Raw genomic sequence first — 14,189 nt, 5'->3', positions numbered from 1 at the left:
ATGAGGCTATTATGCAAACGTTAGGTCATTTGATTAATGGCGAGATGCGCACAGATGCGGCTCGCACACAGGCAGTATTTAACCCGTCGACGGGTGAAGAGAGCAAGCAGGTTGCACTGGCATCTGTAGCCACCGTTGAAGAGGCGATTGCCGCTGCGGAGCAAGCGTTCCCCGCATGGCGTAATACGCCACCGGCGAAACGTGCCCAAGTAATGTTTCGTTTTAAAGTGTTGTTAGAAGAAAACGCTACTAAAATCTGTGAAATGATCGGTGAAGAACACGGTAAAATTTCCCATGATGCCGCCGGTGAGTTGCAGCGCGGGATTGAAAATGTTGAGTATGCTTGTGGTGCGCCAGAACTGTTAAAAGGCGAGCACAGCCGCAATGTTGGCCCCGGTATCGATTCTTGGAGTGAATTTCAGCCACTAGGTGTGGTGGCGGGTATTACGCCGTTTAACTTCCCCGCGATGGTGCCACTGTGGATGTATCCCATGGCGATTGTTTGCGGTAACACCTTTATCCTCAAACCGTCTGAACGTGATCCATCATCCACGCTGTTTATCGCTCAGTTGCTGCAAGAAGCGGGTCTGCCTAAAGGCGTGATCAACGTGGTTAACGGTGATAAAGAAGCGGTGGATGTACTGCTGACAGATAGCCGTGTTAAAGCCGTGAGCTTTGTCGGTTCTACGCCGATTGCGGAATATATCTACAGCACGGCCAATGCCAACGGTAAGCGTTGTCAGGCACTGGGTGGCGCGAAAAACCATGCCATCGTTATGCCCGATGCGGATATGGATAACGCCGTTAACCAGCTGTTAGGCGCGGCCTTTGGTTCTTCCGGTGAGCGTTGCATGGCGCTGTCCGTTGCGGTTGCCGTTGGTGATGCGGCGGCAGATACCTTGGTCGCGAAAATGAAAGCGGCAATGGAACCACTGAAAGTGGGTGCCTACAGCAACAGCGAAAACGACTTTGGCCCCGTTATTACCCGTGCTCATCAGTTAAAGGTGAACGGTTTTATCGATAGCGCCGAAGCGGATGGTGCGACGGTTGTGGTCGATGGTCGCAATCCGGTCGTTGATGGTTTTGACAATGGTTTCTTTGTCGGCGCGACGCTGATTGATAATGTAACCCCGAGCATGTCCAGCTATGAAGCGGAGATCTTCGGCCCAGTATTGCAGGTGGTCCGTGCAAATACCATGGAAGAAGCGATGCAGCTGATCAATGACCATGAATATGGCAATGGTACCTGTATCTTCACCCGCGACGGTGAAGCGGCGCGTTACTTCTCAGACAATATTCAAGTGGGTATGGTCGGTATTAACGTACCGTTACCAGTACCGGTGGCGTACCACAGCTTTGGTGGTTGGAAGCGTTCATTGTTTGGTGATCTACACGCTTATGGTCCAGATGCCGTGCGCTTCTACACCAAACGTAAAACTATCACTCAGCGCTGGCCTTCCAGTGGTGTACGTGAAGGTGTTTCATTCGCCTTCCCAAGCTAACGATACCGTTAACCGAGGCTGATCTCTGCAGATTAGCCTTTCCGGTTGCAACGCAGGCTTGGTCGGTTTAACGCTGGCGAGCCTGCCTATCTATTTCGATTGATGATTGTCCTACCTACTAGCAAGACACCGTTTTCTTATAACAACAAAGGTGATCCCATGCGACGTAAGCAAATTTTGATTATTGATGCCAGGCCTCTATGTCGAGAAGGCTTGAAGAGCGTGCTGAACTTAACACTTGATGCTATCGATTTTACTGATGCCGGGAGTGATTACGCCTTTGTTCAGGGGTTACGGCAACAGAAAGAGTTCGACCTTATCTTGGTGCATGAAAGCTTTCTCTCTATTGGCGATCATGGGCTGATTTTATCCCATCTGTATAAAACGCAGAATCCGATTGCGGTTATTTGTGATCAGGTCAGTGAAAAGCTGCAAGTAAAGCTGAAATTTTTCAATATTTCGGGCGTGATTCAACAGACTGAGCCGGTCGATATTATCGCCAAGCGCATCGCTGATTTACTGACCGATGTCGATAGTGGCTTAAATCGAAGCTGCTCGATTAGTCCTTATCCGACCGGTTTTTCTGCGCCACACCTCCCCTTGGAAGATGTTGGTGTTAAAACAAAACTCGATTATTTAACCGGCCGGCAACGGGATGTGCTCGACTATCTGAAAGTTGGCTTGATGAATAAAGAGATCGCTTTTGAGATGGGGATTTGTGAGTCGACAGTTAAGCGGCATGTGTCAGATATCTTTAAAAAACTTCGAGTACAAAACAGAACTCAGTTAGCTGTTAGCTTAAGTTATTGAAAATAATAGAATAATTGTTTTTATAATAAAATTGACCAAGTGGTAAAATTATTCTATATTGAAGTTACTTATTGTTTAGCGGCGTTGTCATCTCGCCTGATTATAAATAAAAAAATAAACCGGGAGACGTTCAAATGATCTCTGTTGAGCAAGCATATAACCTTGAACATGCTGATAGTCACCAGATTCAGTTACTCAGAAATCAGGCATCCGCGTTACGTGATCTGCATTGGGGAGATGTTGTTACCTATTCCCGAAAAGTGTTTGTGCCTTTGACGAATATGTGTCGCGATACTTGCGGTTACTGCACCTTTGTCAAAGCACCAGGCTCGCCTGAAGCGAATATTATGACGCCGGAAGAGGTCATGGAAGTGGTCTATCAGGGTGAAAAAATGGGCTGCAAAGAGGTGTTGTTTAGCCTAGGTGAAAAGCCGGAAAAAACCTATCCAGAAGCACGTAAATTTCTCGCGGAGCGGGGCTATAACACCATTATCGATTATCTCTATGATATGTGCCTGATGGTGATTGAGAACACCAGTATGCTACCGCATGTGAATGCTGGCACCCTATCCGAGCAGGACGTTATCAAGCTGCGCTCGGTGTCGGCCAGTATGGGGATGATGCTCGAAAATGTTAGCCGTCGCCTGATGGAGCAGGGAGAAGCGCACTACGCCTGTCCTGATAAAGTGCCGCTGCAGCGGTTGCGCACCCTCGAATTGACCGGCAAGCATAATGTACCATTCACAACCGGGATTCTGATCGGTATCGGCGAAACTTGGCAGGAACGCATTGATAGCTTAGTTGCGATTAATGAGATCCATAAAAAGTATGGTCATATTCAAGAAGTAATTATTCAGAACTTTAAAGCGAAGCCCGGAACGGCGATGGCGGATGCACCAGAGCCGAGCCATGAGGATATGTTGAAAACCCTCGCGGTCGCTCGATTAATTCTTGATCATACGATTAGTATTCAGGCACCGCCAAATCTTCAGGAATATTATCGGGACTATCTCCACTCTGGTATTAATGACTGGGGAGGTGTGTCTCCGGTAACCATTGACCATATTAACCCGGAAAGAGCATGGCCGAAGATCCAATCTTTGGAGTTTAAATCCTCTGAATGTGGCTACCGACTTAAAGAGCGATTGGCAATCTATCCACAATATAAAAACTTGCCAGAAAAATATCTTTCTTCAGTCATCGCTGGTCGGGTCGATGATCTTGATGCTGCCGCTTAGTTAATAAATCACCTGCTTGTTTACATCATAATTGCCTGGATATATCCAGGCTTTTTTTTGCTTAACCTTAAGTGCGTTAGTTAAGTAATTAGGTAGGTTTTTGGTTATAAAGATGTATTTACCGGTCGGTAAAAAAACCTCTAGTATCGATGCTTCGATGTGTAAATTGACGCATAAAAATAAAGATAGAGGTCATAGATGAAAATTAAAATAATGTGCACGTTATGCTGTGCTTTAGTTTCAACCGGGGTATCCGCTAAACAGCAGTGGAGCGACTTTAGTCTGAGCTATGTAAAAGGAAATAACTTTGAAGTGGTTGATCCGGATCAGCAGACCATTACTGTCGAACATGCCAGCGGCCATGATTGGGGTGATACCTTTTTCTTCGTCGACCGTCAGAAATCCGATGATGGTGATACATCCACCTATTTTGAGTTGTCACCCCGTTTAAGCCTTGGTTATGTAACAGGTGCAGATCTCTCGTTTGGCTTGGTCAATGATGTCTATCTTGCTGGTACTTGGGAGAGTGGTGAAGGTTTCGATAATTATATGGCAGGCCTGGGTGTAGGTTTAGATCTGCCCGGCTTCCAGTATGCCAACGCGAATATCTATCAAGTGAATAATGAAAATACTGACGACGATATTATGGTCACCCTGACATGGGGCGTGCCGTTTAGCATCGGCAATGCGGATTTTCTCTACGATGGTTTTATCGACTGGTCTAGCGAAGAAGATGATCACGCATCAGAAACCAACTTTACTTCACAGTTGAAATGGAATGCGGGAAAGTTGATCGGTACAGCGTCGCCGGTTTATGTGGGTATCGAGTATTCTCATTGGAGCAACAAGTATGGTATTGATGGTGCCGATGAGCGGAACCCTGCACTATTGCTGAAGTGGCATTTCTGAGCGTCTGCGGCTGATTAATAGCAACTGTTAACCGAGACATCCCCTTCTGTTCTCGGTGTTACGGGCTTAATGATAATAGACTCCCGATATCCCTTAAAGTGGATATCGGGAGTGTTAGTTAGGATACTTGTTTCTGGATTTTAAGAGTGTGCAGTGAGGTGTATTCGGCGAGGCCATGATGGCCAAACTCAACGCCGAATCCCGATTGCTTTGTCCCACCAAAGGGCGCATCCGGTTGTACTGCACCGTGGGTGTTAACCCAAGACGTGCCGCACTCTAACTGCTGTGCTATCGCCTCGGCTTGTTGAATATCGGCAGACCAGACCGAGCCACCTAAACCATTTGGATTATCATTGGCCAGGGCAATGGCGCTGTCGATATCGGTGTATTTAATCACCGGTAGAATCGGCCCAAATTGTTCCTCATCCACCAGTTCATCACCATTGCTCAGCCCAGCCACAATGGTTGGCTCAAAGAAAAACCCTTGAGTACCGATACGTTTGCCGCCAGCGAGAATCTGTCCGCCAGCTTTGGTGGCACTTGCAGCAAGCTTAACAACAATGTTGAGTTGCTCTTCGTTCTGTAGCGGGCCTAATTGACTGTCAGCATTGAGTGCATCGCCAACCACCACGGCTTTTGCCTGTTCTGCTAATGCCTGACAGACCTCATCATAGATGGATTCATGCACATAAAGCCGCTTTAGGCAGGCGCAGGTTTGGCCGTTGTTGTGGAAGGCCGCGCCAAACAGCTGTGGCACTACGCTATTAATATCGATATCTGGCAGCACGATAGCCGCATCGTTACCGCCGAGTTCGAGGGTGAGTCGTTTTAGGCTAGTGGCCGCTGATGCCATAATGGCTTTGCCCGTTGGTGTCGAGCCGGTGAAAATGATCTTATTCACCTCAGGATGTGCGACCAGTGCGCCACCCACATCCCCATAACCGGTCACGATATTCAGAACGCCTTTGGGTAGCACTGTATTGGCCAGTTCGACGAAGCGCAAGGTGGCTAATGGCGTTTTCTCCGATGGTTTGATCACGACGGTGTTGCCGGCCCGCAGAGCGGGGATAACATGCCAAATGGCAATCATCAGCGGCCAATTCCAAGGGGTTATCGAAGCGACCACACCTAGTGGCTTGCGATAGGCTTTGACGAACAGTTCGTCGTCATCCTGAATGATCTCATCGGCTAAGGTGATATCAGCGGTGACGTGGGTCCAGCCAATCGAGCCCATCAGTTCCATCGTTGCGCCAACAAAATTCAGGCCGCCACGGGGTTTGCCGGTTTCCTGACAGATGAGCGTTTCCAGCTCTTCTTGATGTTGTTCCAATAACTGCCCTAACTGATGGATTAGCCCGCTGCGGGCTTCATCTGAGGTGGCGCTCCACTGAGGAAAAGCGCGTCGGGCAGCATTGACGGCTTGATCGACTAACGCGGGGTTAGCTAGTGGGCATTGGGCAAAAGGTTCGCCGTTTGATGGGTTAATCACATCGAGTGTTTCGCCGGTGTTGATGGCAGCACCATCGATGGTGAGATTGAATTCGGACATAGGGCTTCCTTACGTATTTTTTTGTTTCATCATTGGCCAGTAACACCGGGACGTCAACTGATTAACGCCCAAGTGCTGAAGGTCACCGTGTCAGCGTTGTGGCTGGGATAGTCGTTGTTGCATGTGGATAAACTCCCAAGGAGAGGTCTCTTCACCCCGTTCACATACGACTTCGATCAGAGCCGGTGCGTTGTTATTGATGCATTTTTCTAGCACGGGCTTTAATTCTGCCGGAGAAGTCACGCGGTAGGCGTTCACATGGCAGCTTTCAGCCAGTTTAATAAAGTCGGGGGTGAGTAACTCGGAGCCGCTGTAACGGCTGTTATAGTGCATATCCTGATCGCGGCGCACATTGCCATAGGCATTGTTGTTGAAGACCAAGGTGACCAGACCGATATTATGTTCGGCGGCGGTAATCAGTTCTTGTACACCAAACATAAAACCGCCATCACCACAGACAGACACAACGGCTTTATCCGGGTTGGCGACCTTTACTCCCAGCGCAGTGGGGAAGCCATATCCAAGGGTGCCCTGAAAGCCGCCTTCGATGTAGGTGCGTGGTGCGAGTACCGGCAAGCCACCAATCCAGGTGGTGAAACCCATTTGTGACAGTTCCGGCACATAGAATCCATCGCGTGGCAGCACATCTCGGATAACCGAGAGGTAGGACATCTGTGGCTGCACCTTTTGTATCGCCTGCCAAGCCACGGCTTTGGCGGTGGCGATCTCATCTATGCGTTTGCTATCCGGTGATACCTGCGAGGCGAGTTGGTCGGTTAAGAGGCGACAGGCGGCGGCTGAATCGGCAATGACACCGACGTCTGGGGTAAAAATGTCCATCTGGGCGGGGTCGATATCGATACGAATCAGCTTGGGGCCGGAAGTTGGCACTTGCTGATATTCCATATAGTTGCCCCAGCGCATATAGGGCATCTCTAGGCGGGAGCCGATGCCGATAAGCAGGTCGGTATCATCCCAGAGTTCGCGGGCGGCAACCGGCGGGACACCTAACGGGTGGTCTTCAGCGACGATGCCTCGGCCACTGCGAAAACCGGTGACTGGAGCATTCAAGAGTTCGGCTAGTGCCAATACCTCGGCGGCGGCGTGTTGCGTGCCCGCCCCGCACATGATCATCGGTTTTTTGGCAGCGCGAATCAGTTTGACGGCGGCACTAATCTCATCCGGATTGATGGATGGGCTGTCCGCGGCTTCCGGTGTATGGATGGTAGCATCCTGTTGCTCAGCCATCACATCCCAGCACATCTCAACGGTCACGGGGCCGGGACGGCCATTGCGGGAGGTGGCAAAGGCCTGATTGACCTTGTCGGACACATTATTCTGCTGATGGATGGTGATCGCATCTTTGATAATCGTTTTGAGTGTACCCGCTTGGTCTGACAGTTCATGCAGATGACCACGTCCCTGTCCCATAAATGAGCTAGGCACCTGACCGGTCAGGCCGACAATAGAGCTACAGTTACCCATGGCGGTACATAATGCCGCCGTGGTGTTGAGAATGCCTGGCCCCGGTACCACCGAGAAGACGCCGGTTTTGCCGGTCGATTTGGCATAACCCATGGCCATATAAGCGGCGCTCTGCTCATGGCGGGGAACGATCAGATCAATGGAGCTGTTATAGATGCCATCAAACATCGGGTAGATCTGCGCGCCAGGAATGCCAAAAATAGTCTCTGTTCCGTTGGCTGCAGCAGCGGCAATGATCGCTTCACCGCCGCTCATTCGAATTGTATCTGTCGCGTTGCTCATGGGTACCACTGCTTTTATTAGTTGCTTTAGACCTATACTAGAAAAGCACTGGTTATAATAAAACTATAGATAATGTTTATAGGCTATAATTAATTCGTTATAGGTAAGGCGTTTAGTTGTCGTTATTAGCCGGTGTAAAACCGATCTTGGGGCCGTTATGAATATTAAACAGCTGCAGTATTTCCTCAAAGTGGCAGAGATGAAAAGTATCGCGGCGGCGGCTCGACAACTGAATATCGCCCAACCAGCGTTAAGCTTGCAGATCTCTAAGTTAGAACATGAAGTGAAATCGCAGCTTTTTTCTCGCGGCATTAAAGGGGTGCAGCTCACGGAGTCGGGCCTGTTATTTGAAAAACATGTGCAGATAGTGGTGGGGCAGCTAAATCGAGCGATCAGCGATATTTCAGAGCTTGAGGGCAGCCCCAAAGGCAAACTGGTTATCGTGATGAATCAGGCTGGGGTTAACCTGCTGGCGATGCCGGTGTCTCAGGTGATTGAGAACGCCTTCCCCAATGTTGAGCTAGATCTGCGCATGGGATTGTCTTATCAGGTGGTTGAACAGCTTGCCAGTGGTGAAGCGGATCTGGCGATCACCTATGAGGAGGGGGCGGATAATAAGAGTATCTCCCGCGAACTCTTGATCCGTGAAGACCTTTATTTCACTACCCAGCTGAATGATCAAAACCGAGATCTCGATACGATTCGTTTTAAAGATCTGGTCGATTATGAAATAGTCACTACCTCGGAAAAAGAATCCCTGGGGCGTAAGATTCGCGAGTATGAAAAGCGTGAAGGAATCGAGCTAAAGAAAAAAATGCCCTATGGGCAGTTACTCACCAGCCTGCGGTTTGTCTGTGAGGGGCACTGCAATATGATTTTGCCATCCTCGGCTTTTTTTCATCTAGAGCAGGCCGGACAATTGAAAGCATTAAAAATTATTGAACCGGCAATGACCCGCAATGTGTATCTGGCCATTAATCATGAGCGCCCGGTGCGAAATATCACCCTCAAAGTGATTGAGCTGATTAAAGCCTGTGCGTACCAAGAGCACCTGACGGGGAATTGGCGCGGGGAGATGAACCGGGCCTCCATTGAGCAGAAGAGTTAAGCTGTTTTATCTATATTTTAACTGCCGATATGGTTTGACTGTTAAAAAATAATATAGATTTTAATTAAGGGGTCATGGAAGCTATCTACTGCTATAGGTCGTCGAACTTTATTTTGTAATAGAATGTTCATATGAATTAATTTTTAAATTATTCCTTGATATGTTTTCAGAAATGGCTTGAATAATATTTTTTGATCGTACTTGAACCATCACTAAAAATTAGATGTATTTCAAGAATATCCGAGTGGATTTTATATTTTATTTTGGTGTCAAGTTTATGATTTCTCCACCTGCCATCAGTGGTTCCCCATAGTACTGAATTGTTATTAACTTTACATTTTTGAGACCAATTAGTTCCATCCATACTTCTTGTGTATGATACATGTATTACATCACCACTTTTTCCGTCGTAGTTGATTATAGATACTGGCCTTCCCATCATTGCTGAAATTGTTGATTTACATATATTAATATCTGAAAAGTTATTCTTGGAATTTCTATTATAATCATCCCTGCCGTTTGATGTGAAAATGTTAATAAAGATGGTTGCTAGCAATAGTAGAAAGAAACCTGCTGATATTATCAGCAAGATAAGAGATACTAAGTATCTTATGGGGTATGCGTACCCATCGGCGTATATGGATAAACCAAACTCTGTTCGCCCAAGACCAGTTCCCTTCTTGTCAGTATGAAGAAATGAAAAGATAGACTCTCTGTGAGGCTTAGTATTAGAACATTCTAGTGGTTTTTTATTATCTCTTGAATTTGGTTTTAAATATTCTTTTTGGTCATTAACGTCATCATCGATTAGCTCGAACTCTTCAGTTATAGCTGCAGGGCTGTTAATGTTGTTTGAATTGCTTTTATCTAGGATTATTGTTTTTTGTTTTTCGAATTCTTCTTTGGGTAAATAACCTTTTTCATATAATGCTGCAAGTCGATCAAGCTGATCAATTAAATTAGAGTTGTCTGTGCTCGGCGCTTCTTTTCTTTTTTGTCTTAGGTTATTTATCAGTTCTCTGATAGCTTCAGAGGTTTTTTTGAACATTATTGATGAAAAACTCCTCTTTTGCTGTGCTTATGAAAAAATCACTAAATAAAATTCCATTTTTTATTCGACAGGAGGTAATGGTTTCTAGAGGGATCTCTGTAATTTCTGACTTTCTTAAAAAAGTACTTTTAAAAATAAAAATTATGCGAATGTTCGTTACAATTAAGAGTGCTTCATTTCCTTTTCTCGTCCCATTTGTGATTGATTTTGGTATTTCATCTTCCATTAATAGATTAATGACGTTTGATTTCTTTAAAGTTTTTAATGAATCTTTATTTGAAGTTAATGGGATAATGTTTTTTTCGAATTTATCAAGAGACATTCTAACATCCATTTAATTGACCTCTTTTTATTCCACTATAAAATTTCCACTATGTGGTATCTTAAAGCATACAGATCTCTCGTCTGATTTTTATCTTCACTCACCAGCGATGTAGGTTTAATTAAATCACTCATGATAAGAATACTCTACCTAAAAAAGTATAAAATTCTTTTACTGGCAGTACTAATACACGCATGAAACTAAGTTTAAAGTGAGTAGCCGTAACGTAATATAGTACCAGTGTAATAACATAACAACAGGAGAGAGCAGCGATGGCGATTTATGAATTTGACGGTCAGCAGCCGCAAGTGGATGCGGATACCTATGTGGCCGATCAGGCGACGGTTATTGGTAATGTCACCTTAGAGGCGGGGGCGAGTATTTGGCCGCAGGCGGTATTGCGAGGGGATAACGAACCGATCGTGATCAGTCAGGGGAGCAACGTGCAGGAAGGTGCGGTGCTGCATACCGATCCGGGTTATCCGTTGATGGTTGAAGAACGGGTGACCATTGGCCATCAGGCGATGTTGCACGGTTGTCATATCGGAACGGGGTCGTTGATCGGGATTCAGGCGGTTGTGCTAAACGGCGCGGTGATTGGCAAAAACTGCTTGGTCGGAGCCGGTGCGGTTGTGACCGAAGGCAAGGTCTTTCCTGATAATTCACTGATTCTGGGTGTGCCGGCGAAGGTGGTTAAAGAGCTGAGTGCCGATGCTATCGCGAATATGCATAATAATGCGGATAAGTATGTTGAGAATGGCCGCAAACATAAGTCATCGCTAAAAAAATTAAGTTAAACCGGATTCTGCCGGTTTAACGTTTACGGCCTAGACTTTTACGCCTTAGATGAGCGGCGATGATTGACCAGATGGTAGGTCACGGGAATCAAAACGAGGCTGACCAGCATTGAGAAACTGAGCCCCCAGATGACGGTGATCGCCAAGGGTTGCAACATCTCGGCACCATCACCCCAGCCGAGAGCAAGGGGCAACATGCCGGCAACGGTACTCAGGGTGGTCATAATAATTGGCCGCAACCGGAGTCTGGCCGCTTCGAGAATCGCTGCAGAGAGATCGCTGCCTTTATCGCGGGCGATCTCGACATATTCCACCAACAGAATCGCGTTATTCACCACGATACCGGTTAGCATAATCATACCTAGCCAGACCGGCATCGACAGGGGAATGGCGGTTAGCCAAAGCCCGCCGGCCACGCCGATAGCAGCAAAGGGCACGCCAAAGATAATGATCAACGGGTTGCGCAGTGATTCATACTGAATCGCCATCACCACAAACACCAAAAACAGCGCTAATCCCAGCAACATCGTAGTGAGTTTGCTCTGCTCTGCTAGCACCTTTTCTGAACCACCATCATAGACGGTATAGCCCTCAGGCAGGGACAGTTCATCACGCACGCTTTTAATTGCGCTCAAGGCCTCCCCGAGGGTCATATTCGGCGCGAGGGAGGCGGATATCTCAACGATACGCATCTGGTTATCCCGCTGAATACTGGCTGGCGACTCAATCAGTTGAATGCTGGCAACATCCGACAGATGTACCGGGGGTGATGCACCGTTGCCGGGAAACAGCAGTAGGGTTTCCATCGATTGTGGGGTATTGAAATGCTGCTCTGCCAGACGCAGGCGGATATCGTAGGCGTGATCGTTGGTAATGTATTCGCTGATGATTTTGCCCTGCAGTGCGATCTGGGTCGCCTCTATAAGATCCGCCAGGTCTATGCCGAGCTGATTCGCACGTACTCGGTCTAGACTAATGGATAGTTCGTTCAGTCGGTCTTCTGCCGAGTGACTCAGGTTACGCAGTTGAGGTAGTGACTTGAGTTCGGCGGTTAATTCATCCGCTAGACTGATCAGCGTTTTATTATCCGGTCCTTGCAATCGCAGGCTGATATCTTCGCTACCACTGTTAGTACGGATACCGCGGATACCGCGTTGGGTCATTCTCACGGTAAACCCGGCCAGTTGTAGGGCGGCTATTTGCCGCTGTAGCTTCTCTATCCACTGATGGCTCGATAGTTGGCGTTCAGCTACCGATTTGAGTTGTACTACCACTGTTGAGCGGTTGGATTGCTCCCGTTGCGAGCGGCCAAATACCGAGCCGCCGACCAGAGTAAACACCGTTTCAGTTTCGGGTTGCTGGGCAAAAAGCGCTTCCAGTTGACTGACCTTGGCGTCCATTTCGCTTAGGGATATACCAGTATCGGCGGTGATCCTGATGGTAATTCGGCCATCATCGAGTGGCGGTAGAAAGATCTGTTTGCCACTGGTGAAAACCGGCATGGAGAGAAACAGCGCCAGAATAAAAGCGAACAGGGTGAGCAGCCGGTGCTGTAAAAAACGTTTGAGGATGGCGCTATAAATTCGTTGTAGGCCTTTTACCGCGCGGTCGGTTAACTGACGGATGCCGCCACTTCGAGAAGGCTTGGTCGCGGCGGCGAGTGCCGGCACGAGGGTCAGGGCGATCACCATCGAGGCAAAAATAGCCGCAGAGATAGTGATAATCAGTTCTTGAAACAGTAAGCCTGTTAGCCCGCCGATAAACAGGAAGGGCAGTATGGCGCAGAGGTTGGTGGAGGTTGAGGCGATAATCGCACTATTAACCTCGGTGGCGGCATTGTTGGCCGCCGCGAGTGGGTGCTCATGATTTTGCTGATGGCGGCTGATGTTTTCCAGCATCACGATGGTGTTATCCACCAACATGCCGATACCTAATGCCAACCCTCCGAGGGTCATGATATTAAGCGTTAGGCCGCCAAGCCCCATCAATATACAGGTAAACATAATCGCAATCGGGATCGCACTACCGATAATTAGTGTATGGCGCAGGTTACCTAAGAACAGGTAGACCACGGCCATCGCCAGTAGCGCCCCGCTGATTGCTGCTGTGGTGGCATTATTGAGGGACTGTTTAACATAGATGGATTGATCGGATACTTGGGTGACGCTGATATCGTCGGGAATAATCTGCTGTTGCTTGAGCCATGCTAAGCGCTCTTTGACTTGATCGGCCACATAAGTGGTGTTGGCGGCAGGCTGTTTTTGAATCGATAGCTTGATGCCCTGCACACCGTCGGCCCGGATCAGGATGCGCTCATCTTCGGTGCTGAACTCGACACTGGCGAGGTCTGCTAGGGTTAGACTGGTATCCCCCCGGCGGGCAACGGGTAGTTGGCGTAGTTGTTCGAGCGAGATGAGCCGGCCACTGATGCGGCTATTGAGTTCATTGCCAGGCATCGTGATGCGCCCGGCCGCTTGATCGCCGTTGCCCTCTGTTACCGCATCGGTCAGGGTACTATAGCTGATATCGTAGGCGGCCATCCGTTGTTGATCCGGAATAATGTGCACCTCGCGCACCACCCCACCGCCCACTTCGGCGGCTGCCACCCCAGGCAAGTTGATCAACCATTTGGCGATCACATCATCGGCCCACTGCCGTAGTGCCGCACTATCAAGAATCTGAGAACTGATAACAAATTCCATCACCGGAATTTGGGCGGGGTCAAGTTTATAGATCACGGGGGAGTCGATCGAGTCTGGCAGGGTACGCCGCGCGCGATCAAGTCGAGTGCTGGCATCCCGCAGGGCGATATCAATATCTTTACCATATTCAAAGGCTAGATCGACGGTGGTGGTGCCTTGAGTGGTGGTTGATTGCACATGGATGGCATCTTCGGTGATCGCCAACTGCTCTTCTAATTTACGGGTGACCCGGTCTTCCATCACCGTGGGTGGGACGCCACTGTCTAGCACTCTGACACGAATCTCAGGGTAGATAATATGGGGTAATAGATCGACCGATAGACGGTTGAGGGCAAAAGAGCCGATCACAATCACGGATAGAGCCAGCATGATCACCCCAACGGGGTGGCGGATAGACCAGTTGGCTAACCCTTTGGAGTGTCTCATGGGTTAGC

Annotated in this window: 11 protein-coding genes; 6 read left to right on the top strand and 5 right to left on the bottom strand. The window is 48.3% G+C overall.

Features of this window, described 5'->3' with window-relative positions; translation table 11 throughout:
- Positions 1-11 precede the first annotated feature (11 nt).
- The 4 genes from AC0L4K_RS18865 to AC0L4K_RS18850 all read left to right on the top strand — a co-directional run bounded on the left by AC0L4K_RS18865 (position 12) and on the right by AC0L4K_RS18850 (position 4,459).
- Positions 12-1,502: a CoA-acylating methylmalonate-semialdehyde dehydrogenase gene (locus AC0L4K_RS18865; protein ID WP_473267534.1), complete on the top strand. Its 1,491-nt coding sequence runs from the start codon at positions 12-14 to the stop codon at positions 1,500-1,502.
- A gap of 159 nt (positions 1,503-1,661) precedes the next feature.
- Positions 1,662-2,312, top strand: coding sequence for a response regulator transcription factor (locus tag AC0L4K_RS18860; RefSeq protein WP_473267533.1), 651 nt, complete (start codon positions 1,662-1,664; stop codon positions 2,310-2,312).
- Between the two features lie 134 nt (positions 2,313-2,446).
- Positions 2,447-3,550, top strand: a complete 1,104-nt coding sequence (gene cofG / locus AC0L4K_RS18855; RefSeq protein ID WP_473267532.1) for a 7,8-didemethyl-8-hydroxy-5-deazariboflavin synthase CofG — start codon at positions 2,447-2,449, stop codon at positions 3,548-3,550.
- Positions 3,551-3,748: 198 nt separating this feature from the next.
- Complete coding sequence (locus tag AC0L4K_RS18850) at positions 3,749-4,459, top strand: DUF5020 family protein (RefSeq protein WP_417226618.1); 711 nt, start codon at positions 3,749-3,751, stop codon at positions 4,457-4,459.
- A gap of 118 nt (positions 4,460-4,577) precedes the next feature.
- Here AC0L4K_RS18850 and AC0L4K_RS18845 read toward each other — a convergent pair whose 3' ends face one another.
- Positions 4,578-6,008, bottom strand: a complete 1,431-nt coding sequence (locus AC0L4K_RS18845) for an aldehyde dehydrogenase family protein (protein ID WP_473267531.1) — start codon at positions 6,006-6,008, stop codon at positions 4,578-4,580.
- Between the two features lie 90 nt (positions 6,009-6,098).
- On the bottom strand, positions 6,099-7,775 hold the full coding sequence (locus AC0L4K_RS18840) for a thiamine pyrophosphate-dependent enzyme (RefSeq protein ID WP_473267530.1): 1,677 nt from the start codon (positions 7,773-7,775) through the stop codon (positions 6,099-6,101).
- A gap of 157 nt (positions 7,776-7,932) precedes the next feature.
- Between AC0L4K_RS18840 and AC0L4K_RS18835 the strand changes: the two genes are divergently transcribed.
- Complete coding sequence (locus AC0L4K_RS18835) at positions 7,933-8,883, top strand: LysR family transcriptional regulator (RefSeq protein ID WP_473267529.1); 951 nt, start codon at positions 7,933-7,935, stop codon at positions 8,881-8,883.
- A gap of 166 nt (positions 8,884-9,049) precedes the next feature.
- Here AC0L4K_RS18835 and AC0L4K_RS18830 read toward each other — a convergent pair whose 3' ends face one another.
- Positions 9,050-9,931: an SHOCT domain-containing protein gene (locus AC0L4K_RS18830; protein WP_473267528.1), complete on the bottom strand. Its 882-nt coding sequence runs from the start codon at positions 9,929-9,931 to the stop codon at positions 9,050-9,052.
- Positions 9,912-10,256, bottom strand: a complete 345-nt coding sequence (locus tag AC0L4K_RS18825) for a PH domain-containing protein (protein WP_473267527.1) — start codon at positions 10,254-10,256, stop codon at positions 9,912-9,914. The genes AC0L4K_RS18830 and AC0L4K_RS18825 overlap by 20 nt, the downstream gene beginning before the upstream one ends.
- Before the next feature lie 272 nt (positions 10,257-10,528).
- Here AC0L4K_RS18825 and AC0L4K_RS18820 point away from each other — a divergent pair, with 272 nt between their 5' ends.
- Positions 10,529-11,053 (top strand): gamma carbonic anhydrase family protein, encoded by a 525-nt coding sequence (locus tag AC0L4K_RS18820; protein ID WP_473267526.1) that lies wholly within the window; start codon positions 10,529-10,531, stop codon positions 11,051-11,053.
- A 38-nt stretch (positions 11,054-11,091) separates the two neighbouring features.
- Here AC0L4K_RS18820 and AC0L4K_RS18815 read toward each other — a convergent pair whose 3' ends face one another.
- Positions 11,092-14,181: an efflux RND transporter permease subunit gene (locus AC0L4K_RS18815; protein ID WP_473267525.1), complete on the bottom strand. Its 3,090-nt coding sequence runs from the start codon at positions 14,179-14,181 to the stop codon at positions 11,092-11,094.
- Positions 14,182-14,189: the final 8 nt, after the last annotated feature.

Source organism: Amphritea sp. GJ51-11 (assembly GCF_055808735.1).
The sequence above is the reverse complement of the archived record's forward strand: the minus strand, read 5'-3'. Positions and strand labels throughout refer to the sequence as shown.